Annotated in this window: 20 protein-coding genes; 4 read left to right on the forward strand and 16 right to left on the reverse strand. The window is 74.6% G+C overall.

Features of this window, described 5'->3' with window-relative positions; translation table 11 throughout:
• The 15 genes from EBM89_RS03575 to EBM89_RS03645 form a co-directional block, all read right to left on the reverse strand.
• The coding region (locus EBM89_RS03575) for a chromosome segregation SMC family protein (RefSeq protein WP_147463435.1) at positions 1-990 on the reverse strand (990 nt) is incomplete at its 3' end.
• Positions 991-1,088: 98 nt separating this feature from the next.
• Positions 1,089-1,520, reverse strand: coding sequence for a nucleoside-diphosphate kinase (gene ndk, locus EBM89_RS03580; protein WP_122148093.1), 432 nt, complete (start codon positions 1,518-1,520; stop codon positions 1,089-1,091).
• Between the two features lie 9 nt (positions 1,521-1,529).
• On the reverse strand, positions 1,530-1,997 hold the full coding sequence (locus EBM89_RS03585) for a DUF4233 domain-containing protein (RefSeq protein ID WP_122148094.1): 468 nt from the start codon (positions 1,995-1,997) through the stop codon (positions 1,530-1,532).
• 12 nt (positions 1,998-2,009) lie between these two features.
• Positions 2,010-3,731 (reverse strand): MDR family MFS transporter, encoded by a 1,722-nt coding sequence (locus EBM89_RS03590; RefSeq protein ID WP_122148095.1) that lies wholly within the window; start codon positions 3,729-3,731, stop codon positions 2,010-2,012.
• A 131-nt stretch (positions 3,732-3,862) separates the two neighbouring features.
• On the reverse strand, positions 3,863-4,483 hold the full coding sequence (locus EBM89_RS03595) for a TetR/AcrR family transcriptional regulator (protein ID WP_158609469.1): 621 nt from the start codon (positions 4,481-4,483) through the stop codon (positions 3,863-3,865).
• Positions 4,484-4,541: 58 nt separating this feature from the next.
• Positions 4,542-5,270 carry a dihydroxyacetone kinase phosphoryl donor subunit DhaM gene (dhaM, locus tag EBM89_RS03600; protein ID WP_122148097.1) on the reverse strand — a complete coding sequence of 243 codons (729 nt, stop codon included), beginning with the start codon at positions 5,268-5,270 and terminating at the stop codon, positions 4,542-4,544.
• Positions 5,267-5,917: a dihydroxyacetone kinase subunit DhaL gene (dhaL, locus tag EBM89_RS03605; protein ID WP_122148126.1), complete on the reverse strand. Its 651-nt coding sequence runs from the start codon at positions 5,915-5,917 to the stop codon at positions 5,267-5,269. Before dhaL ends, dhaM begins: the two co-directional genes overlap by 4 nt.
• Before the next feature lie 60 nt (positions 5,918-5,977).
• Positions 5,978-6,973, reverse strand: a complete 996-nt coding sequence (gene dhaK, locus EBM89_RS03610; protein ID WP_122148098.1) for a dihydroxyacetone kinase subunit DhaK — start codon at positions 6,971-6,973, stop codon at positions 5,978-5,980.
• A 137-nt stretch (positions 6,974-7,110) separates the two neighbouring features.
• Complete coding sequence (locus tag EBM89_RS03615) at positions 7,111-8,508, reverse strand: bifunctional folylpolyglutamate synthase/dihydrofolate synthase (RefSeq protein WP_122148099.1); 1,398 nt, start codon at positions 8,506-8,508, stop codon at positions 7,111-7,113.
• Complete coding sequence (gene ileS / locus EBM89_RS03620; RefSeq protein WP_122148100.1) at positions 8,505-11,804, reverse strand: isoleucine--tRNA ligase; 3,300 nt, start codon at positions 11,802-11,804, stop codon at positions 8,505-8,507. Before ileS ends, EBM89_RS03615 begins: the two co-directional genes overlap by 4 nt.
• A gap of 316 nt (positions 11,805-12,120) precedes the next feature.
• A complete protein-coding gene (locus EBM89_RS03625) occupies positions 12,121-12,627 on the reverse strand; it encodes a phosphoribosyltransferase (protein WP_122148101.1) in 507 nt (168 codons plus the stop codon).
• A 49-nt stretch (positions 12,628-12,676) separates the two neighbouring features.
• Positions 12,677-13,183: a DinB family protein gene (locus EBM89_RS03630; RefSeq protein WP_122148102.1), complete on the reverse strand. Its 507-nt coding sequence runs from the start codon at positions 13,181-13,183 to the stop codon at positions 12,677-12,679.
• Between the two features lie 78 nt (positions 13,184-13,261).
• On the reverse strand, positions 13,262-15,421 hold the full coding sequence (dnaG, locus tag EBM89_RS03635; protein ID WP_122148103.1) for a DNA primase: 2,160 nt from the start codon (positions 15,419-15,421) through the stop codon (positions 13,262-13,264).
• A 64-nt stretch (positions 15,422-15,485) separates the two neighbouring features.
• Positions 15,486-16,166, reverse strand: a complete 681-nt coding sequence (locus EBM89_RS03640) for a response regulator (protein ID WP_199731963.1) — start codon at positions 16,164-16,166, stop codon at positions 15,486-15,488.
• Entirely contained in the window at positions 16,163-17,320 is a 1,158-nt protein-coding gene (locus EBM89_RS03645) for a sensor histidine kinase (protein ID WP_122148104.1), read from the reverse strand. Before EBM89_RS03645 ends, EBM89_RS03640 begins: the two co-directional genes overlap by 4 nt.
• A gap of 189 nt (positions 17,321-17,509) precedes the next feature.
• Between EBM89_RS03645 and EBM89_RS03650 the strand changes: the two genes are divergently transcribed.
• Both EBM89_RS03650 and EBM89_RS03655 read left to right on the forward strand, forming a co-directional pair.
• Positions 17,510-18,238 (forward strand): ABC transporter ATP-binding protein, encoded by a 729-nt coding sequence (locus EBM89_RS03650; protein ID WP_122148105.1) that lies wholly within the window; start codon positions 17,510-17,512, stop codon positions 18,236-18,238.
• The gene (locus EBM89_RS03655) at positions 18,228-19,115 is read left to right on the forward strand and encodes a hypothetical protein (protein ID WP_122148106.1); all 888 of its coding nucleotides are present in this window, start codon (positions 18,228-18,230) and stop codon (positions 19,113-19,115) included. Before EBM89_RS03650 ends, EBM89_RS03655 begins: the two co-directional genes overlap by 11 nt.
• 13 nt (positions 19,116-19,128) lie before the next feature.
• Here EBM89_RS03655 and EBM89_RS03660 read toward each other — a convergent pair whose 3' ends face one another.
• Entirely contained in the window at positions 19,129-20,400 is a 1,272-nt protein-coding gene (locus EBM89_RS03660) for a deoxyguanosinetriphosphate triphosphohydrolase (RefSeq protein ID WP_122148107.1), read from the reverse strand.
• Positions 20,401-20,480: 80 nt separating this feature from the next.
• Between EBM89_RS03660 and EBM89_RS03665 the strand changes: the two genes are divergently transcribed.
• Both EBM89_RS03665 and EBM89_RS03670 read left to right on the forward strand, forming a co-directional pair.
• Positions 20,481-20,729 carry a FitA-like ribbon-helix-helix domain-containing protein gene (locus EBM89_RS03665; RefSeq protein ID WP_122148108.1) on the forward strand — a complete coding sequence of 83 codons (249 nt, stop codon included), beginning with the start codon at positions 20,481-20,483 and terminating at the stop codon, positions 20,727-20,729.
• Positions 20,726-21,121 (forward strand): type II toxin-antitoxin system VapC family toxin, encoded by a 396-nt coding sequence (locus tag EBM89_RS03670; protein WP_122148109.1) that lies wholly within the window; start codon positions 20,726-20,728, stop codon positions 21,119-21,121. The genes EBM89_RS03665 and EBM89_RS03670 overlap by 4 nt, the downstream gene beginning before the upstream one ends.
• Position 21,122: the final 1 nt, after the last annotated feature.

A 21,122-nucleotide genomic window follows, 5' to 3' on the forward strand; every position in this document is an offset into this window, starting at 1 on the left:
CAGGTCCGCCGGGTCCTGCCCGCCCGTGCGCTCCGGTGCCGCCGTGCCGAGCAGCCGCGCGCGGTCCGCCGCGAGCGACGCGGTGCCGTGCAGCCGCTCGCGCAGCGACGACAGCCGGTACCAGACCTCCGCGGCCTCCCCCAGCGCCGGTGCCGCCTCGGCGGCCTCGCGCTCCAGGGCGGCCAGCCGCAGCCGGGCGGCGTCGAGGGCGGCCTCGGCCTCGGCCTTGCGCGCCTTCAGCGCCGTGTCGTCCGCGACCTCCTGCTCCAGCGTGGAGGTGAGCTGGGCCAGGTCGTCGGCGAGCAGCCGCGCCCGGGCGTCCCGGACGTCGGCCTGCACCGTCTGCGCGCGGCGCGCGACCTCGGCCTGCCGCCCCAGCGGTCCGAGCTGGCGGCGCAGCTCGCCCGTGAGGTCGGTGAGGCGCGTGAGGTTGGCCTGCATCGCGTCGAGCTTGCGGAGCGCCTTCTCCTTGCGCTTGCGGTGCTTCAGGACGCCCGCAGCCTCCTCGATGAAGCCCCGACGCTCCTCGGGCGTGGCCCGCAGGACCGCGTCGAGCTGCCCCTGCCCGACGATGACGTGCATCTCGCGGCCGAGGCCGGAGTCGGACAGCAGGTCCTGGATGTCCAGCAGCCGGCAGGCGCGCCCGTTGATGGCGTACTCGGAGCCGCCGTTGCGGAACAGCGTCCGCGAGATCGTGACCTCGGTGTACTCGATCGGCAGGGCGCCGTCGGTGTTGTCGATGGTCAGGGCCACCTCGGCGCGGCCCAGGGGCGGGCGGCCGGAGGTGCCGGCGAAGATGACGTCCTCCATCTTGCCGCCGCGCAGCGACTTGGCGCCCTGCTCGCCCATCACCCAGGCGAGGGCGTCCACGACGTTGGACTTGCCGGAGCCGTTCGGCCCGACGACGCAGGTCACCCCGGGCTCGAGGTTCAGCGTCGTCGCCGAGGCGAACGACTTGAACCCGCGCAGGGTGAGCGTCTTCAGGTGCACGCCGTCACCTTAGTGCGGGGTGCGACGAGGTCGAGGGTTTGCGGCGATCTGCGGGCTGGAGACCCTCGACCTCGCCGCGAACCCTCGACCTCGCGGGGTCAGCGCGCCAGGGAGGGGAACCAGAGGGCGATCTCACGGGCCGCGGAGTCCTCGCTGTCCGAGCCGTGCACGAGGTTCTGGGTGACCTTGAGGCCCCAGTCGCGGCCCAGGTCGCCGCGGATGGTGCCGGGCGCCGCGACCGTCGGGTCGGTGGTGCCCGCCAGGGAGCGGAAGCCCTCGATGACGCGGTGCCCCTCGGCGACCACGGCCAGCACGGGGCCGGACTTCATGAAGTCCACGAGCGGCTGGAAGAACGGCTTGCCCTCGTGCTCGGCGTAGTGCTGCTGCAGCAGGGCGTCGTCGGCGGTACGGAGCTCGACGGCCACCAGGGTGTACCCCTTGGCCTCGATGCGGCGGAGGACCTCGCCGGAGAGGCCGCGGCTGACGCCGTCGGGCTTGACCAGGACCAGGGTGCGCTGGATGTCGCTCATGCCAGGACCCTAACCGGCGGCGGGCGGCTCGCGCGGGTCGTCCGCGCGCGACCGGTCCGGCAGCGCGCGGTCCGGCAGCCCGCCGTACGGCGTCTGGTCCGGGTACAGCGCGTCGAACTCGGCGCGCTCCGCGTCGACCCGCGCGCCGAGGCGCAGCGAGACGAACCACAGCGCCGCGAACAGGACGCCGAGCGCGTACATCAGCGGGATGATCACGCCGCACGCGATGACCGCGAGCTGCGCCACCGACCCCGCGACGTAGCCGCCCGGCTTCGTGACCAGCCGGGACAGCAGCACGAGGACGACGAACGCCGACCCCGCCACCGACCAGATGGCCGGTGCCGGGGCCGAGCGCAGGCCGTACGCCGTCAGGCCCGCGAACAGCACCAGCACGCCCTCGAGGACCAGGATCATCGAGGTGAACTGGGGCTTGGCGGGGCGCTTCTCGCGCGGGGGCCGGGCGGCGTGCATGCTCATGGTGCGTCGAGGCTACCCGCGGTCCGGGGTCGAGCCCGACCCGGGGCGCTCGCCGTGCCCGGCGCCGGGACCGGGGTCCGCGGTGGTCGCCGCGGAGGACGTCGCCGCGGGGGCGCCGACCGTCGCCGGCGTGCCCGCGCCGCCACCCGCGGTGGCCTCGCCGCGCGCCACCATGCCGGCGACGTCGGAGAGCTTCACCTCGCGCAGGAACAGCGTGAGCACGAAGCCCAGGGCGAGGAGCGGCACCAGGTACCAGAACGCCGGGGCGAGCGCGTCGGCGTAGGCGTTCACCACACCGTCGTGCAGCTGCTCGGGCAGCTGGGACACGATCGCGGGCGTCAGCGACTCGGCGGAGCCGGTCGGGTCGACCGCCGCCCCGTCGGCCGCGGGCGCTCCGGCGAACACCGCCTCCAGCCGCTCGGACAGCCGGCTGGTGAAGATCGTGCTGAACAGCGCCGTCCCGACGGCCGCGCCGATCTCGCGGAAGAAGTTGTTCGCGCTCGTGGCGGTGCCGAGCTCGTGCGGGTCGACGGAGTTCTGCACGGCGAGCACGATCGTCTGCATCACGAGGCCGAGCCCGGCACCGAGCACGAAGATCATCACGCCGAACAGCACCATCGACATGTCGCCGGTGAGCGTCGTCAGCCATGCCAGCCCGAGGGTCGCGATGGCCATGCCGGTGATCGGGAAGGCCTTGTACCGACCGGTCTTCGTGATCGCGATGCCCGAGCCGATGGCGGTGAGCATGACGCCGACGGTCATCGGCAGCATGAGCAGGCCGGACTCGGTGACGCCGGAGCCGGTGGACATCTGCAGGAACGTCGGCAGGAACGCCAGCGAGGCGAACATGCCCATGCCGATGACGAGGCCGACGGCGGTGGCGAGCGTGAACGTGGGGTTCTTGAACAGGCGCAGCGGCAGGATCGGCTCCTGGGCGCGCAGCTCCACCAGCACGAACGCGACGGCGGCGACGAGCGTGGCGACCAGCAGGCCGAGCAGGCGGCCGTCGGACCAGTCGTAGCCGCTCTCGCCGGACACGGAGGTCCAGGAGGTGACGAGCACCAGGCCCGAGGTGGCGACGGTCAGCAGGACGATGCCCGCGACGTCGAGCCGGCGCCCGGAGCGGTGGCTGGGCAGCTTGAGCGTGAACCACGCGGTGATGAACGCCGCGATGCCGACGGGGATGTTGATCCAGAAGCACCAGCGCCAGTCGGCGTGGTCGGTGAACAGGCCGCCGAGCAGCGGGCCCGCGACGGCGGCGACACCGAACATCGCGCCCATCGGGCCCATGTACTTGCCGCGCTCCTTGGCGGGCACGATGTCGGCGATGATCGCCTGCGACAGGATGATCAGACCGCCGCCGCCGAGGCCCTGGACGCCGCGCCAGGCGACGAGCTCGCCGAAGGACTGCGCGAACCCGGCACCGGCCGAGGCGATGGTGAACAGGCTGATGGCGACGAGGAACGGCCAGCGCCGCCCCCACAGGTCGCCGAACTTGCCGTACAGGGGCATGACGATCGCGATGGCCAGGATGTAGATCGTCACGACCCAGCCCTGGTGCTCGACGCCGTTCAGCTCGCCGACGATGGTCGGCATCGCGGTGCCGACGATCGACTGGTCGAGCGACGACAGCAGCATGCTGGCCAGCAGCGCGCCGAAGATGAGCCACACGGTGCGCTGGTTGAGCTCGACCAGCGGCTTGTCCGGTGCGGCGGAGGGGGCGGTGGTCGCCATAGTTCCGTCCTCGGGGGTCGGCCGGGAGCGGCACCGCGACGGCACGGCCGGGGCGGCGCCGTCGTCGGCGGGGTTCAGGGGGTGGCGCGGCGCGCGGGGGCACGCCGTGCGGGATGGGTGCGGGGTGGGTCTCAGGCGGGGCCGGGGCGCGCGCCGAGGAGGGCCTGGAGCTCCCCGACGACGGAGGGCAGCTGGGCGCGCACGTCGCCCTCGCCGCCGGTGGCGTCCCAGCGGTGGAAGGCCGCGTGGGACAGCAGGATGAGCAGCGCGCCGACCATCAGGACGGCGGCGTCGTCGCGGTCCGGGCCGAGGCGGCGCCGGACCAGGGACTCGACCTCGTCGTGCAGGCCCTGCACGTGGGTGTACGCGCGCAGGAGCAGGTCGGGGTGCGCCTTGGCGACCTCGAACCCGCGGGCCATGCGCTCCTTGCCGAGCGGCGGGTTGTCGAGGACGGCCCCGACGAGGACCTGCATGTCGGGCAGCAGGTCGCCGGTGGGCCCGCCCGTGGCGAACTCCTCGGACGCGGCGGTGTCGAGCCGCCAGTGGGCGAGGCCGAGCACGGCGTCGTCCTTCGCGTCGAAGTAGTTGAAGAACGTGCGGACGGAGACGCCGACCTCGGCGCAGATGGCCTCGACCGTGACGTTCTCCAGCCCGTGCTCCCCCGCCAGCCGGTGGGTCGCGTCGACGAACGCCTCCAGGCGCGCCCGCTTCTTGCGTGCGCGCAGCCCCTCGGGCTCGACGACTTCTTGCATGGCATGCATCATTGCACGCTCTGCAAGGTTGTGCCAGGCAACCGGACCGCGACCGCCGTCACACCTCGCCGAAGCCCTCCTCCACCGCGCCGACGAACGCGTCCACCGCGACCCGGGCCTGCGGCCCCGACGCGCTGACCTCGAGCGTGCGGCCCTGCGTCGCGCCGAGCTGCATGAGCTCCAGCACGCTCGCGGCGTTCACGCCGTCCACCTGCACCTGCGCGTCGAAGCCCGCCATCATCCGGGCCAGCACCGCCGCCGGACGGGCGTGCAGTCCCATCGGGTTGCGCACCACGACCTGCGCGGTGATCACCGCCGCCTGGTCGCCGGCCACGTGCGGGGTGGGGATCTCCGGCTCTCCGGCAGGAGCCGTGTCGGCCGCGCCGGTGTGCGGGAAGCCCGCCCCGGCGGCCACCGCCGCGCCGAGCACCTCGCCCACCGGCGCACCGCCCGCCGCCGTGACCCCGGCCGCGACGGCCGCCTCCACGAACGGCGCGTCCGCGAGGTGCACGCGCGCGGCGACGTCCTCGTCCAGCATCTCCACCACCGACTCGGTGGTCAGCACGGCCGAGCCGAGGTCGGTGAGCACCACGGCCGACCGACCCTCGGCCGTCGCCTCGACGAGCGCGGACTCGACCAGGTCGAAGCTCGTGCCGAGCCCGCCCCCGCCGTCGCCACCCGCGGCGAGGATCAGCACGTCCGGCGCCATCTGCGCCGCGAGCTCCCGGGCACCCTCGGCCAGCCGCGCCGAGTGCGACACCAGCACCAGGGCGACCGGGCGGGTCATGCCGCCGCCTCCGCCGCCGTCGTCGCCGCGGCGTCGAGGATCAGCGCCGTGGACGTCGCGCCCGGGTCCTGGTGCCCCGCCGAGCGCTCACCGAGGTAGGACGCGCGACCCTTCGTCGCGACCAGCGGCGTCGTCGCCTCGGCCCCGCCGCGCGCCGCCTCGGCGGCCGCGGCGAGCACGCCCGCCGGGGACGCCCCCGCGTCGGCGGCGGCGACGGCGGCCTCGACCGCCGGGGTCCACGCGTCGACCATGGTCTTCTCCCCCGGGTTCGCCTTGCCGCGCACGACGATGCCCTCCAGACCGGCCTCCAGCAGCGCGACCACCGCCGCGCTGTCCAGGGCAGGCAGCGCCGTGACCTTCGCCGCCCGCAGGTACGCGGTGCCGTACAGCGGACCGGCCGCGCCGCCCACCGTGGACATCAGCGTCGTCGCGACGAGCTTGAGCACCGCGCCGACGTCCTCCGGCTCGGCGTCCAGCGCGTCGAGCTTGGCGAGCACGGCCGTGAAGCCCCGGGCGAGGTTCTCGCCGTGGTCGCCGTCGCCGATCTGCCGGTCGAGCTCGATGAGCTCCTCCCGGTGCTCGACCACGACCTGCGCCGTCCGGCGCGTCCAGGCCACCGCCCACGCCGCACCCAAGGTTCCCGTCACGTGCGTTCCCACCTCCGCCGTCGAGCCGACGGCCACGCGCCCGGCCGGGCGACGGGCCTGCTACCAGTGCAGCGCGGCCGTGCGCACCGGCGCGTCCCAGAGCGCGGTGAGCTCGTCGTCCAACCGGAGGACAGTGACCGAGGCGCCCTGCATCTCCAGTGATGTCACATAGTTGCCCACGAGCGACCGGGTCACCTCGACCCCGCGGCCCTCGAGCAGCCTGCGTGCCTGACGATAGACGACGTAGAGCTCGGACAGCGGCGTGCCGCCCATGCCGTTGACGAGCAGCAGCACCTGCTCGCCCGAGGTCAGGCCCAGGTCCTCGGCCACGGGGGTGAGCAGCAGCTCGGTGATCTCGTCGGCCGGGGCCAGCGGGATGCGGCGCCGGCCGGGCTCCCCGTGGATGCCGATGCCGATCTCGATCTCGTCCTCGGGCAGGTCGAACGACGGCTTGCCCGCGTGCGGCACCGTGCAGGCGGTGAGCGCGACGCCCATGGACCGGACGTTCGCGATCACCTTCTCGGCCACCGCGACCACGCCGTCCAGGTCGTCGCCACGGGCCGCGGCGGCACCGGCGATCTTCTCGACCGCCACCGTCCCGGCGACCCCGCGGCGCCCGGCGGTGTACAGCGAGTCCTCCACCGCGACGTCGTCGTTCACGACCACCGAGCGGACGGTGAGCCCCTCGGCGTCGGCGAGCTCCGCGGCGGTCTCGAAGTTGAGCACGTCGCCCGTGTAGTTCTTGACGATCGCGAGGACGCCCGCGCCGCCGTCGGCCGCGGTGAACGCGGGGGCGATCTGGTCGGGGGTCGGCGAGGTGAACATCGCGCCCGGCACCGCGGCGTCGAGCATGCCGTCGCCGACGAACCCGGCGTGCAGCGGCTCGTGCCCGCTGCCGCCGCCCGAGACGAGGCCGACCTTGCCGGTGACCGCCCCGCCCGCGCGGGTGACGATCAGCGGGGCCGGGTGCACCTCGACGAGGTCGGCGTGCGCGAGGCCGAACCCCTCGACGGACTCGGCGACGACGGACTGCGGGTCGTTGATGAGCTTCTTCACGTCGGTGGTTCCTCTCGGCCAGGGCGGGACGCGGCCCCGTCGCCGCTCCTGCCCTCAGGCTCGCCGCGCAGGTCGCGGCCGTCAAGGGGCAGACGTGCGCCCGGGGTGCACGTCCGTGCACCCCGGGCGTCCGACCGTCAGGCGCGGCCCATGAGCACCCGCGCCTCGGCGACCAGGACGATCGACCCCGTCACCAGCACGGCGGCGCCGCGCTCCACGTCCCGCTCCGCGAGGTCGGCGGCCAGCGTCACCGCGTCGTCCAGGCGCTCGCGCACGTGCACCCGGTCCTCGCCGAACACCTCGACGGCGACCTCCGCCAGGTCCTCGATCTCCATCGCCCGGGGGTTCGACGCCCGGGTGATGACGACCTCGGCCAGCGACGGCTCCAGCACCGCGAGGATGCTCTCGGGGTCCTTGTCCGCCATCACGCCGACCACGCCCACGATCCGCTGGAACGCGAACGCCTCCTCGACGGCGTCGACCAGCGCCTGCGCGCCCGCCGGGTTGTGCGCGCCGTCCACGAGCACCGTCGGGCTGGAGCGCACGAGCTCCAGGCGGCCCGGGGAGTCGACGTCCGCGAACGCCGCCTCCACGATCCCGGCCTGCAGCGCGCCGCCGCCCGCCATCAGCGCCTCGGTGGCCGCGAGCGCCGCCAGCGCGTTGTGCGCCTGGTGCTCGCCGTGCAGCGGCAGGAACACGTCCGTGTACGTGCCGCCGGTGCCGCGCAGGGTGAGCAGCTGGCCGCCGACGGCGACCCGGCGGTCCACCACCTCGATGTCGAAGCCCTCGCGGACCACGCGGGCGCCGCGCTCGGCGGCGGCCTGCAGGATGACGCCCTCGGCGTCCTCCTCCTGCTGCGCGAGCACGAGGGTGGCGCCGTCCTTGACGATGCCGGACTTCTCCCCCGCGATCTCGACCAGGGTGTGCCCGAGCCACCGCTCGTGGTCCATCGCGACGGGCGTGATGACCGCGACCTCGCCGTCGGCGACGTTCGTCGCGTCCCAGCGCCCGCCCATGCCGACCTCGACCACCGCGACGTCCACCGGGGCGTCCGCGAACGCCGCGAACGCCATGACGGTGAACACCTCGAAGAACGACAACCGCGGGCGGCCCTCGGCCTGCTCGCGCACGTCGACCATGTGCACGTAGGGCGCGACGTCCTCCCAGGTGGCGACGAACGCCTCGTCGCTGATCGGCTCGCCGTCGACCGCGATCCGCTCGGTCACGCGGCTCAGGTGCGGGCTGGTGAACCGGCCGGTGCGCAGCCCGTGCTCGCGCACCAGCCGCTCGACCATGCGCGCCGTGGACGTCTTGCCGTTGGTGCCGGTGAGGTGCACGACCCGGTAGGCCTTCTGCGGGTCGCCCAGCAGCTCGCACACCGCCGCGACGCGGTCCAGCGTCGGGTCGATGTCGTGCTCGGGGGCCCGCTCGAGGATGCCCGCGTACACCTCGTCCGCCGCGCGCCGCGCCGCCGCGGCGGCCTCGTCGCGCAGGTGGTCGGCGCCGCCGCCGCTGCGGCCCGTCTGGCGGCTCATGCCTGCACCCGCTCGACGTCGACGGTGAGCTCGGCGGCCGGGGCGACGACGACCTCGGTCGCCAGCGTCTCGGTCGCGATGAACTCCTGGTGCGCCCGCACGGCCGCCTCGTGCTCGGCGGGGACGCCGAGGGTCAGGCGGATCCGGTCGGACACGACCAGGGCCGCTGCCTTGCGCGCGTCCTGGACAGCACGCACGACGTCACGGGCGTAGCCCTCCGCGCGGAGCGCGTCGTCCAGGGCGAGGTCCAGGACGACGAAACCCCCCGCCGGGAGCACGCCCGCGGCGAGCGGCTCGCCCTCGGCGGTGCTGATCGACGTCGTCAGCTCGTACTCCGACGGCTGCATGGCCACGTCGCCGTCGTCGGTGCGGACCACCACGGTGCCCTCGGCGTCCGTGGACCAGTCCCCCGCCTTCGCGGCGCGGATCACGGCCTGGACGCCGCGGCCCAGGCGCGGACCCGCCGCGCGGGCGTTGACGGCCAGGTTGCGGTGCACGGCGACGCCGCCCGCGGCGGCCTCCTCGACCGTGCTGAGCGCGACGTGCTTGACGTTGAGCTCGGCGGCCAGCAGGTCCGTGAACGGGGCCAGCGCCTCGGGCGCCGGGGTGGCGACCCGCAGCTCGCGCAGCGGCTGGCGGACGCGCAGGGAGTTCGCCTTGCGCAGCGCCAGCGCGGCGGACACGGCCTCGCGCACCCCGTCCACTGCGGCGACCAGGTCGTCGTCCGCGGCCAGGGCCACGTCGTCCGCACCCCCGTCGCCGAACACCGGCCAGTCGGTGAGGTGCACCGAGCGCCCGCCCGTCAGGCCGCGCCACACCTCCTCCGACAGCAGCGGCGCCAGCGGCGCGGTGACGCGGGTCAGCGTCTCCAGCGCCGTCCACAGCGTGTCGAACGCCGCCTGGCCCTCCGCCCAGAACCGGTCCCGCTGCGTGCGGACGTACCAGTTGGTCAGCAGGTCCAGGTGCACGCGCACCGACTCGCACGCGCCCGGGACGTCGTACGCGTCGAGCTGCGCGGTGACGTCCTCGACCAGGCGCCGAGTCCGCGCCAGCACGTACCGGTCCATGGTGGACACCGGCGTGTCCGCCGTGACGCGCTGCCCGGTGACGCCCTCGCCGTCCTTGCCCGCGTTCGCGTACAGGGCGAAGAAGTACCAGGTGGACCACAGCGGCAGCAGCACCTGGCGGACCTCGGAGCGGATGCCCTCCTCGGTCACCACCAGGTTGCCGCCGCGCAGGATCGGCGACGCCATGAGGAACCAGCGCATCGCGTCCGAGCCGTCCCGGTCGAACACCTCGGTGACGTCCGGGTAGTTGCGCAGCGACTTGCTCATCTTCCGGCCGTCCGAGCCCAGCACGATGCCGTGCGACACCGACGTGCGGAACGCCGGGCGGTCGAACAGCGCCGTCGCCAGCACGTGCAGCACGTAGAACCAGCCGCGGGTCTGCCCGATGTACTCCGTGATGAAGTCGCCCGGGTAGTGGTGCTCGAACCAGTCCGTGTTCTCGAACGGGTAGTGCACCTGCGCGTACGGCATCGACCCGGAGTCGAACCACACGTCCAGGACGTCCGGGATGCGGCGCATCGTGGACTTGCCCGACGGGTCGTCCGGGTTCGGGCGGGTCAGGTCGTCGATGTACGGGCGGTGCAGGTCCGGCTCGCCGGCGGCGTTCAGCGGCAGCCGGCCGAAGTCGGCCTCCAGCTCCGCGAACGAGCCGTACACGTCGATGCGCGGGTACGCCGGGTCGTCGCTCTGCCACACCGGGATCGGGGTGCCCCAGTACCGGTTGCGGGACACCGACCAGTCGCGGGCGTTCGCCAGCCAGTTGCCGAACTGCCCGTCCTTGATGTGCTCCGGCACCCAGGAGATCTCCTGGTTGAGCTCCACCATGCGGTCGCGGAACGCCGTGACCTTGACGAACCACGACGACACGGCCTTGTAGATCAGCGGCTTGCGGCACCGCCAGCAGTGCGGGTACGAGTGCACGTAGGACGCCTGGCGCAGCAGCCGGCCGTCCGCGCGCAGCCGCTGCGTGATCGGCTTGTTCGCCTCGAACACCTGCAGGCCCTGGAAGTCCGGCACCAGGCCGGTGAACTTCCCGCCCTCGTCGACGCTGAGCACCGTGGGGATGCCCGCGGCCTCGCACGTCTCCTGGTCGACCTCGCCGTAGGCGGGCGCCTGGTGCACGACACCGGTGCCGTCCTCGGTGGTGACGTAGTCGGCCAGCAGCACCTGGAACCCGTGCTCGGCCATGCCGGGCTGGTCGGCCAGGTAGCCGAACAGCGGCTCGTACCGCACACCCGCCAGGTCGGCGCCGCGCACCTCGCGCGTCACCGCCGCCAGCGCGTCCTCCGCGGACTCGTAGCCCAGGTCCTTCGCGTAGCCCTTGACCAGGTCGCGGGCCAGGAGCAGCTGCTCCGCCTGCGCCGAGGTGCCGAGCGGACCGGCCGGGACGACCACGTACGTGACGTCCGGCCCGACCGCGAGCGCCGAGTTGGTGGGCAGGGTCCACGGCGTCGTCGTCCACGCCAGCGCCGCGACGCCGGTCAGACCGAGCTCGTCGGCGCGGGCACCCGTCAGCGGGAACGTCACCGTCACCGTCTGGTCCTGCACGTCCTGGTAGACGTCGTCGTCCATCTTCAGCTCGTGGTTGGACAGCGGCGTCTGGTCGTTCCAGCAGTACGGCAGCACGCGGTAGCCCTCGTACGCCCAGCCCTTGTCGTACAGCCGCTTGAACGCCCAGATCACCGACTCCATGAACGTCGGGTCCAGCGTCTTGTAGTCGCGGGCGAAGTCCACCCAGCGCGCCTGGCGCGTGACGTAGTGCTGCCACTCGTCGGTGTACCGCAGCACGGACGTCCGGCAGGCGTCGTTGAACGCCTCGATGCCCATCTGCTCGATCTGCGACTTGTCGGTGATCCCGAGGATCCGCTCCGCCTCGAGCTCCGCCGGCAGACCGTGCGTGTCCCACCCGAAGCGGCGCTCCACCCGGTGCCCGCGCTGCGTCTGGTACCGGCCGACGATGTCCTTCGCGTACCCCGTCAGCAGGTGCCCGTAGTGCGGCAGGCCGTTCGCGAACGGCGGGCCGTCGTAGAACACGAACTCGTTCGCGCCGTCCTGGCCCGCCTCGCGCGCGTCGATCGACGCCTGGAACGTCCCGTCGGACTCCCAGTACGCGAGGACGTCCTTCTCCAGCGCGGGCAGGTCCGGCGACGCGGGCAGGCCGAACGAGGCGCCCGGCGCGACGGGGGCGGCACGCCGTCCGGTGGGCGTGCGGTGCAGCGGGTAGGCCATGGGGATGGCGCTCCTGTGGTCGGTGCCCCGTCGCGACCGAGGTCAGGGCGGGGCGGGCGTGTGGCGGTCCTCACGGGGACGACACCCACCAGGTCTCACCGACCCGGGAAGCACCGCGGTACCACCCCGCTTGCCGCTCGTGCCCCGGTCCCCCGGGTCGCTCGCGACCACTCGCTGACGGCTGTGACGGGCCTACCCGTCCGGGTCTACTGGGGGTCCGCCGAGGCGGGCCCTGTTCTTCCGGAGGCTCCCCGGTGATGGCCGGATCGGTGCCTGTGCGCACGAGTGTAGCGACGCCGCGGGCGTGGGCGCGCGGTCAGGCCGTGACCGGCGGCTGCGCGGACCACGGGAACGTGATCCACCGGTCCGTGCGCCGCCACACGTAGTCGGGCGCGACGATCGAGTGCGGCTTCGCGTACAGCACGGCGGTGCGGGCCTCGTCGCAGTGCTCCGCGACGAGGCGCTGCACCAGCGCCAGGGTCTCGCCGGTGTCGGCGACGTCGTCCACCACGAGCGCCCGCCGCCCGACGAGCGCGGCGGTGTCGAGCAGCGGCGGCAGCACCACCGGGTCGGGCAGGCGCGCGTCGATGCCGGTGTAGAACTCGACGTTCAGCGTCCCGCAGGCCTTGAGCCCGAGCGCGTAGGACAGCGCCCCGGCGGGCAGCAGCCCGCCCCGGGCGACCGCCACGACGACGTCCGGCTCGAACCCGGAGGCGACGACGTCCCGGGCCAGGTCGCGGGACGCCTCCCCGAACTGGTCCCAGCCGAGGATCTCGCGCTCGTCGGGCAGGTCCTGGCCGGGTGCGGCCTCCGCAGTCGTCATGGCGGTCAGGGTAGTGCGCGCACGTGTCCGTCACGTGTCGCGCGGCGGGTCAGCCGGCGAGGATCCGCTGGACGTCGTGCAGGTGGTGCAGGGCGTCGTGCGCGTTGTTCCGGGCGACGTCGGCGGCGGACTGGGGGCCGCGGGTCGCGTGGTCGAGGACGACGTCCGCGGCGAGGGCCTCCTCGACGGCGTCGGACCAGGTCGGGACCGCGCGGCGCAGCGCCAGCAGGGACGCCCCGACGGTGGCGTGCTCGTAGTCCTGGACCGCGGCGAGGGCGTCCGGGTCGTAGCCCGCGGTGGCGGCGCGGCCGTCGAGGCGCGCGGCGTCCAGGCGGTACGCCCAGGTCTCCAGGTTGTCGGCGACGTGCCGCAGGTACCCGGCGGTCGACCAGCCGAGGTCGGGGTGGCGGCGCGGCTCCGGCGCGTCGGCGAGGGCGGTGACGAACGACGTCGTCACCTCGCCGACCGCGCGGATCGCGTCCTCGGGGGTGCGGTCCCAGGTGTAGCCGCACTCGCGGCAGGGCTCGCCGTACAGGGCGGGTCCGGACAGTTCCATGGCAGGGACCGTAACCGCAGGTCGTGGCTCCGCGGGAGGGGGACGCGCGACCGTCGCCCGCCTCCACCCGGGTGAAGGTCAGGCGCTCTCGCGCAGCGCCCGTCTGCGGTTCTCCTCGGCCATGAGCTGCACGGTGAGGGTGCGGTACGCCTCCGGGTCGGACTGGCCGTCCATGCGCTGCAGCCGGCCGCGCAGGTCCGCGATGTGCCGGGTGATCTCCATCTCCACCAGCGCCATCACCAGCCCGCGGGCGTACCCGGGCAGGCGGTCGGGGCGGTCCTCCGGCAGCGGCGCGACGGCGAGCTGCGTGATGAGCGGCTCGACCGGTCCGGCGGCCTCCTCGCGGACGGCCTCCACCCACTGCACGGTGCCCGCGGGACCGGCCGACGCGACCTTCTGCCGCGCGGTCGCCGCACCACCGGCGGCCCGGATCGCCGCGTGCACGGCCCGGTAGGCGGGCGCGGTGAACGCGTCCGCCGCGAGGTCGTCGAACTCCAGCGGGACGGCGTCCGGCATCTGCAGCACCGCCTCCAGGGCGCGGCGCTCCGTCGCGGCGACGGGGTCGCGCGGGTCGGGCAGGCTCATCCGGGGCGCGGGCAGCGCGACCGACCCGCCCGACCCGTGGTCGTCGAGGTCCGGCGGGGGGCCGTCGAACTCGGGCGGCGGCTCGTCGAACCGCCGCTCTCCCCCGCCGTTGCCGCGGAACCCGCCGTTGCCGCCGTTACCACCGCCACGTCCCCGCTCCGGGAACCGGCGGCCGCCCTTGCCGCCGCGACCGTTGTCGCGCCAGGCGCCCTCGGGGCCGGGCGGGACGAAGCCGCCGCCGCCCGAGGTGGGGGCCGGGCGCGACGACCCGCGACCGCCGCCGCCGGAGCGGTTGCCGCGGCTCGCGGCCTGCACGGCGCGCTGCACGGTCTCGATGTCCATGCCGAGCCACCCCGCGAGCATGCGGGTGTACTCGGGGCGCAGCGCGGTGTCGCGGATGCCGCCGGGGATCGGCGCGGCGGCGCGCAGCGCGGCCACCCGGCCCTCGGCGGTGCTGAGGTCGAAGCCCTCCAACGTCGTGCGGATGACGAACTGGAACAGCGGCGACCGGCCCCGCACCAGCGCGCGCACCGCGTCGGGCCCGTGCGCCTGCCGCAGGTCGCACGGGTCCATGCCGCCCTCGGCGACCGCGACGAACGTCTGCGCGCTGAACGCCTGGTCCTCGCCGAACGCCCGCATGGCGGCCTTCTGCCCGGCGGAGTCGCCGTCGAACGTGAAGATCACCTCGCCGCCGACCGACTCCCCCGACGCGAGCTGGATCCCGCCGCCGCCGGACGCGCCCATCAGCCGCCGCACGACCCGCGCGTGGTCGCCGCCGAACGCCGTGCCGCACGTCGCGACCGCCGTGCCGATGCCGGACAGGTGCATGGCCATGACGTCGGTGTAGCCCTCGACGACGACGACCTGCTTGTTCTTCGCGATCTCGCGCTTGGCCAGGTCGATGCCGTAGAGCACCTGCGACTTCTTGTAGAGCGCGGTCTCCGGGGTGTTCAGGTACTTGGGACCCTGGTCGTCCTCGTAGAGCTTGCGCGCCCCGAAGCCGATGACGTCGCCCGTGACCTCGCGGATCGGCCACACCAGCCGCCCCCGGAACCGGTCGTACAGCCCCCGGTTGCCCTGGCTCATCAACCCGCTCGCCGTGAGCTCCGCCTCGGTGAACGACCGCCCCCGCAGGTGCCGCAGCAGCGCGTCCCAGCCCTGCGGGGCGTACCCCACGCCGAACTGCTCGGCCGCCGCGCGGTCGAACCCGCGCTCGGCGAGGAACGCCCGGGCCGTCGCGGCCTCCGCGGTGAGCAGCTGCGCGGCGAAGAACTCCTCGGCGACGCGGTGCGCCTCCAGCAGCCGCTGCCGCTTGCCGGGCTCGTGGCCCGGACGCGGGCCGCCGCCCTCCTCGTAGCGCAGCTGCACGCCCACGCGCCCCGCCAGGTACTCGACGGCCTCCGTGAAGGGCAGACCGTCGGTCTTCTGGATGAAGTCGATGACGTCGCCGCCCTCGCCGCACCCGAAGCAGTGGTACAGCCCCACCTGCGGGCGGACGTGGAACGACGGGGACTTCTCGTCGTGGAACGGGCACAGGCCCTTCATCGAGCCGACGCCCGCGGGCTTCAGCGCGACGTGCTCCCCGACGATGTCCTCGATCCGGGCGCGCTCGCGGACCGTCTGCACGTCCTCCCGCCGGATCCGTCCCGCCACGGGGACGATCCTAGGTCCCGCGCCGGTGTGGTCCGGCGTCGGTCCCCAGGTCGCGCGGCCGGGCTCAGGGCACGTCCGTGCCGGTGAGGCGGAGGGCGAGCGCCGTGCGGTCCCGCACGTCGAGCTTGCGCAGGACGGCGGACACGTGGTTCTTGACCGTGCCCTCCGTGATGAACAGCGACCGCGCGATCTCCCGGTTCGTCGCGCCACGGGCGACCTGCCGCGCCACCACCCGCTCCCGGTCCGAGAGCGACGCGAGGTCGAGCGACCCCGGCTCGACCACCTCCTGCGGTGCGAGGTAGCGCTGCACGAGCAGCTGCGCCGCCATCGACCCCAGCACGACCCGGCCTGCGTGCGCCTGCCGGACCGCCCGCGCGAGCTCGTCCGGCTCCACGTCCTTGAGCAGGTGCCCGCGCGCCCCAGCCCGCAGCGCGCCGTCGAGCACCACCTCGTCCTCGAAGGTCGTCAGCACCACGCACACCAGCGCCGGGAACCGGGCCGTCAGGTGCCCGATCAGCTCGACCCCGTCCATGCGCGGCATCTGCGCGTCCACGAGCGCGACGTCGACCTCCGCCAGGCCGTCGAGCGCGAGCGCCTGGACGCCGTCGGCGGCCTCCGCGACCACGCGGAGGTCGTCCTCCAGGTCGAGCAGGGTGCGCAGGCCCCGGCGGACGAGCGGCTGGTCGTCGACGAGCAGGACGCGCACGGGCGCCGGGGCGCCCGCCGCAGGGTGGTCGTGGGTCACGTCGGCCTCCGGTCGAGCCTCAGAGGAAGGACGGCGCGCACTTCCACGCCGCCCGCAGACCGCGGCCCCGCCGCGAACGTGCCGCCCAGCACCCGGACCCGGTCCGCGAGCGCGGCGAGCCCGAAGCCGCCGGACAGGGTCAGGTCGCCCTCCACCACAGCGACGCCGTCGTCCGCGACCCCGACCGCCACGGTCTCGGCGCCGATCTCGAGGTCGATCCGGACGGTCGAGGCGCGGGAGTGCCGGACGGAGTTCGCCAGGCTCTCCTGGACCACCCGGTAGACGACGAGCTGTGCACGCGGCGGCACCCGCCCCGGGTCGCCGACGACGTGGTGCTCGATCGCGACCCCGGCACCGCGGAACGCGTCCGCCAGGCCTGCGAGCGCCCGTGGACCGATCCCGTCGTCGAGGGCCGCGGGGTGCAGCGCGCGCACCCACCGGCGGGTGTCCGCGAGCGCGTCGACCACCGTGCCCGTCGCGTGCGCGACCTCCGCCCGGGCGCGCTCCGGCTCCCCGCGGTCGTCCCACCGGCGGACGAGGTCGAGGGAGAGCTTGACCGCCGTGAGCGAGTGACCGAGCGAGTCGTGCATGTCGCGGGCCATGCGCGTGCGCTCGCTCGCCAGCGTCAGCTCCTCGACCTGCGCGAGCAGGTCCAGTGCCTCGGCGCGCCGGGCACTCTCGGCGATCACGGCGTCGGCGAGCGCGATCGCGAACAGCGCCAGGACCGCGAACGACACGAGCTCGGAGACGACCGCCGCCGCACCGACCTCCGGGACGAACCGCAGGACGCCGGCGAGCAGGAGCAGCAGGCCGACGACGGCCACGCCGACCGCGACCGCCCGGCCGAGGCTGAACGTCAGGTTCGCGAGCGCCGCGAGCAGCAGCGGCAGCGACGTCGCCGGAGGGCCGACCAGCCCGAACGCCAGCGTCGCGAGCAGGAACACCACGGGCAGCGCCCGCCGCCACCCGCGCGTCGGCTCCCACGGCAACCACCGCCAGGAGGCCAGCAGCACGGCGAGCAGCACGGCGACCGCGGCCTCGGTCACCACCGGGAGCGGCGCTCGCAGGAGCGCCGCCACCGCGGTCAGCACCCAGCCGACCCAGAACGCCACCGCGAGCGGACCGGGGCACCCCGGCGGCATCAGTCGGTGCACGCCCGCGAGCGTAGGCAGTCGCCGGGACCACCTCCGGCGCCGCGTGGCACCTACCCCATGCCTCCCGACCCATGACCAGCGCACCACCACCCGGTGCCTCCGGGGGGACGCGCCCGGCCCGCGCGCCGGACGAGCATCGACCTGGCACGGCCGACCTGATCGGCCCGCCTCGACCTCGCAGGAGGAGCCATGCACCTCTGGCCCGCCGCCCTGACGGCACGCCACCTGACCAAGACGTTCGGCGACGTCACCGCCGTCGACGACCTGACCGTCGACATCCGCCCCCACCGCATCACGGGCCTCCTCGGCCCGAACGGCTCGGGCAAGTCCACCACCCTGCGCATGGCGCTGGGCCTGTCCCGGCCGACCTCCGGGTCGGTCGAGGTGCTCGGCCGCCGCTACCGGGACCTCGACCGTCCGACGCGCCGGGTGGGGGCCGCGCTCGACGTGACCGGCATCCACCCCGGGCGGTCGGGGCGCGACCACCTGCGGGTCGCGTGCCTGTCCGCGGGGCTGCCGTCCGAGCGCGTGGCGGAGGTGCTGCTCGGCGTCGGCCTCGTGGACGCGGCCGACCGGAAGGCGCGCACGTACTCGCTCGGGATGCGCCAGCGGCTGGCCCTCGCGACCGCGCTGCTCGGCGAGCCGGACCTGCTGGTCCTGGACGAGCCCGCGAACGGCCTCGACCCCGCGGGGACCCACTGGTTGCGCGAGGCGCTGCGCGCCTACGTCGACACCGGCGCGACCGTCGTGCTCGCGTCGCACGTCCTCGCGGAGATCGAGCAGACCGTGGACGACGTCGTCGTCCTGGACCGCGGGCGGCTGCTCGCCGCCGGTCCGCTGGCCGAGGTGACCGGCGGGCGCTCGCTGGAGGACGCCTACCTCGGCCTGACCGGAGGGAGGCGGTCCGGTGGGTGCTGAGCTGCTGAAGATCTGGTCCACGCTGTCCGCGCGTGTGCTGGTCGGCGTCGTCGTGGTCGGGGGCGGCGTGCTGCTGGTGCTCGCCGCCACGGCATCAGCGCTGCTGGGCCGAGTGGTGGACCTCGACCGGCGCTATCCCGGTCTGCGGCTGACCGACGTCGACCACCCCCGCTTCGACGAGGTGCTGGCGCTGCTCGACGTCGCCGACCCCGGCTACCAGAGGTCGCTGGTCGACCTGGTGAGCACCGGACCGTTCGGCACCGCGGGGTCGGTCGGGCTGACCACGACGTGCGCGCTCCTCGTCGGGGTGCTCGTCGCCGCGGGTGACCTCCGGCACGGCGGCGTGGCGCTGACCGCGCTCGCGGTGCCCGACCGGCTGCGGATCGTCGCCCACAAGGTCGGGGCGGTCGCCGTCGTCCTCGGCAGCGCCGGGATCGTGCTCGCGGTGCTGTCCGCCGGCACGCTCGCGCTCGCGGTCACCGGGACGTCCGGGGCCGCGCTCGCGGTCACCCCGCTGGAGGTCGCCGGGGTGTGGTGCCGGGGCATCGCGGTCCTGGTGCTGCTCGGCGTCCTCGGCGTCGGGCTCGGCCTGCTCGTCCGGCACCTGACGGTGGCGGTCGCCGCGGTGCTCGTCGCGGCGCTGGTCGAGCCCGTGGTCGTCGTCGCCAGCACCCTGCTCACCGGGACCGTCCCGCCCGTGGTCGCGGCACTGCCGCTGTCCGCGAGCCGCCTCGCCTCGCGTGGCACGACGATCGACGCGGACCTCGGGCTGGGGGTCGGCCTCGCACCGGGGGTCGCGCTCGCGGCGCTGGCGGCGTGGGTCGTCGTCCACCTCGCGGCGGGGGCGTGGCGCACGCAGCGGGGCGACCTGGCCTGAACGGCCCGCGGGCTCAGTACCGCGGCGGCGGCGCCAGCCGGGCGTGCCACGCTGCCGCTGAGACGTCGGTGAGGCTCGCGACCTGGTCGACCACGACCCGCAGCCGCGCGGCGTCGTCCTCGGCCGCGCGCCAGTCGGCGGCGAACGGCGGCTCCAGCGCGAGCGGCGCCCGCTCCGACAGCACGTGCACGAGGTCGGCGAGGATCTCGCGCTGCCGCTGGTAGAGCGGCTCGAGCTCGCGGGGCGCCATGACGTACGTGACGGCGAGGCCCTTGAGCACGAGGATCTCGGCGGTGGTGGTGTCGGGGACGATGAGGTCGGCGGCGTACCGGGTGAGCGGGCCGGGTCCGTACTGCTCGCGGGTGGCGACCTGCGCGGCGCGCGCGAACCGGCCGATGAGCTGGCTGGTGGTGTCCTTGAGGGTCGCGAGGGCGCCGCGGGAGCCGTCGAAGCCGGGGCGCCACAGCTCGGCGGCGACCAGCCGGTCCATGGCGGCCTCGAGCGCGCCGGCGTCCAGGGCGTCGCCGTACCAGGTGTGGATGGCCTCGACGACGCTGGCCCGCTCGTCCGGGACCGTGAGGGCGGAGAGGTCGAACCGCCCGCCCACGACGGCGTCCTCGACGTCGTGCACGGAGTAGGAGATGTCGTCCGCGAGGTCCATGACCTGCGCCTCGAGGCACTTGCGCCCCACGGGGGCGTCGTCGCGCAGCCACCGGAACACCGGGAGGTCGTCGGCGTAGACGCCGAACTTGTGGGTGGGGCGGCCGCTGGCGGACAGCGGGCCCTCCCCGATGCTCCAGGGGTACTTCACGGAGGCGTCGAGGCTGGCGCGCGTCAGGTTGAGGCCGACGGAGGTGCCGTCGTCGCGGGTGACCTTGGGCTCCAGGCGGGTCAGCAGCCGCAGCGTCTGGGCGTTGCCCTCGAACCCGCCGATGTCCCGGGACAGGTGCGCGAGCGCGCGCTCCCCGTTGTGCCCGAACGGCGGGTGGCCGAGGTCGTGGGCGAGGCAGGCGGTGTCGACGACGTCGGGGTCGCAGCCGAGGGTCTTGCCGATCTCGCGGCCGACCTGCGCGACCTCGAGGGTGTGCGTGAGGCGGGTGCGGACGAAGTCGTCGGTGGACGGTCCGAGCACCTGGGTCTTGGCGCCGAGGCGGCGCAGAGCCGAGGAGTGGACCAGACGGGCCCGGTCGCGCTCGAAGGGGCTGCGGGCCCGCGACTTGGGCGCCTCGGCGACCCAGCGGTCCCGGTCGGCGTCGACGTAGCCGTCGGGCTGCTCAGTGGTCACGCCTGCGAGTTTATCCGCCCACCCATCCCTCACTGGGGATCACCACGGCACGTGGTGCATTCTGCATGCATACTGGGTGCATGGTGGCGATCCAGATCCGCGACGTCCCCGAGGACGTCCGGGACGTCCTGACCCGACGCGCCCGGGCGAAGGGGCAGAGCCTGCAGGCCTACCTCCGCGACGTCGTCCTCCGCGAGGCGTCGTTCGAGAACAACCTCGCGGTGCTCGACAGCATCGCCGCCCGGCGCCCCGGCTCCGCCGCCACCGGGGACGACGTGCTCGACGCCCTCGACCGCGCCCGCGAGGGGCGTCCGGGCGGGGCCCCGTGATCGTGCCCGACGCGTCGGCGTTCGCGCTCGTGTTCGCGGGCGGCGACCCCCGGGCGTCCGAGGCCGACCGCGTGCTGCGGGCCGACACCGCGTGGCTCGTGCCGGAGCACTGGCACGTCGAGGTGCTCTCCGTGATCCGCGGGATGCTCCGCGGGGGCAAGCTCGACCCGGTGCGCGCGGATGCCGCCGTCGCCGACCTCGCGCGCGCGACCGTCGCGGTGACGGCGACGGCGCCGCTCCTGCCCCGGATGTGGCAGGTGCGGGACAACCTCTCCGCGTACGACGCCGCCTACGTGGCGGTCGCCGAGGCGCACGACGCCACCCTGGTCACGGCCGACGCGCGGATCGCCCGCGCCGGTGTGGCGCGGTGCCCCGTCCGCACGATCGTCTGAG

This window comes from Cellulomonas triticagri, from assembly GCF_003696205.1.
GTDB classification, from domain to species: Bacteria; Actinomycetota; Actinomycetes; order Actinomycetales; family Cellulomonadaceae; genus Cellulomonas; species Cellulomonas triticagri.

Coding starts and splice junctions, on each gene's coding strand:
- ndk (WP_122148093.1), bottom strand. CDS start 1,520: ATGAGCGACATCCAGCGCACCCTGGTCCTGGTCAAGCCCGACGGCGTC.
- EBM89_RS03585 (WP_122148094.1), bottom strand. CDS start 1,997: ATGAGCATGCACGCCGCCCGGCCCCCGCGCGAGAAGCGCCCCGCCAAG.
- EBM89_RS03590 (WP_122148095.1), bottom strand. CDS start 3,731: ATGGCGACCACCGCCCCCTCCGCCGCACCGGACAAGCCGCTGGTCGAG.
- EBM89_RS03595 (WP_158609469.1), bottom strand. CDS start 4,483: ATGCAAGAAGTCGTCGAGCCCGAGGGGCTGCGCGCACGCAAGAAGCGG.
- dhaM (WP_122148097.1), bottom strand. CDS start 5,270: ATGACCCGCCCGGTCGCCCTGGTGCTGGTGTCGCACTCGGCGCGGCTG.
- EBM89_RS03615 (WP_122148099.1), bottom strand. CDS start 8,508: ATGAGCCGCCAGACGGGCCGCAGCGGCGGCGGCGCCGACCACCTGCGC.
- ileS (WP_122148100.1), bottom strand. CDS start 11,804: ATGGCCTACCCGCTGCACCGCACGCCCACCGGACGGCGTGCCGCCCCC.
- EBM89_RS03625 (WP_122148101.1), bottom strand. CDS start 12,627: ATGACGACTGCGGAGGCCGCACCCGGCCAGGACCTGCCCGACGAGCGC.
- EBM89_RS03630 (WP_122148102.1), bottom strand. CDS start 13,183: ATGGAACTGTCCGGACCCGCCCTGTACGGCGAGCCCTGCCGCGAGTGC.
- EBM89_RS03650 (WP_122148105.1), top strand. CDS start 17,510: ATGCACCTCTGGCCCGCCGCCCTGACGGCACGCCACCTGACCAAGACG.
- EBM89_RS03665 (WP_122148108.1), top strand. CDS start 20,481: ATGGTGGCGATCCAGATCCGCGACGTCCCCGAGGACGTCCGGGACGTC.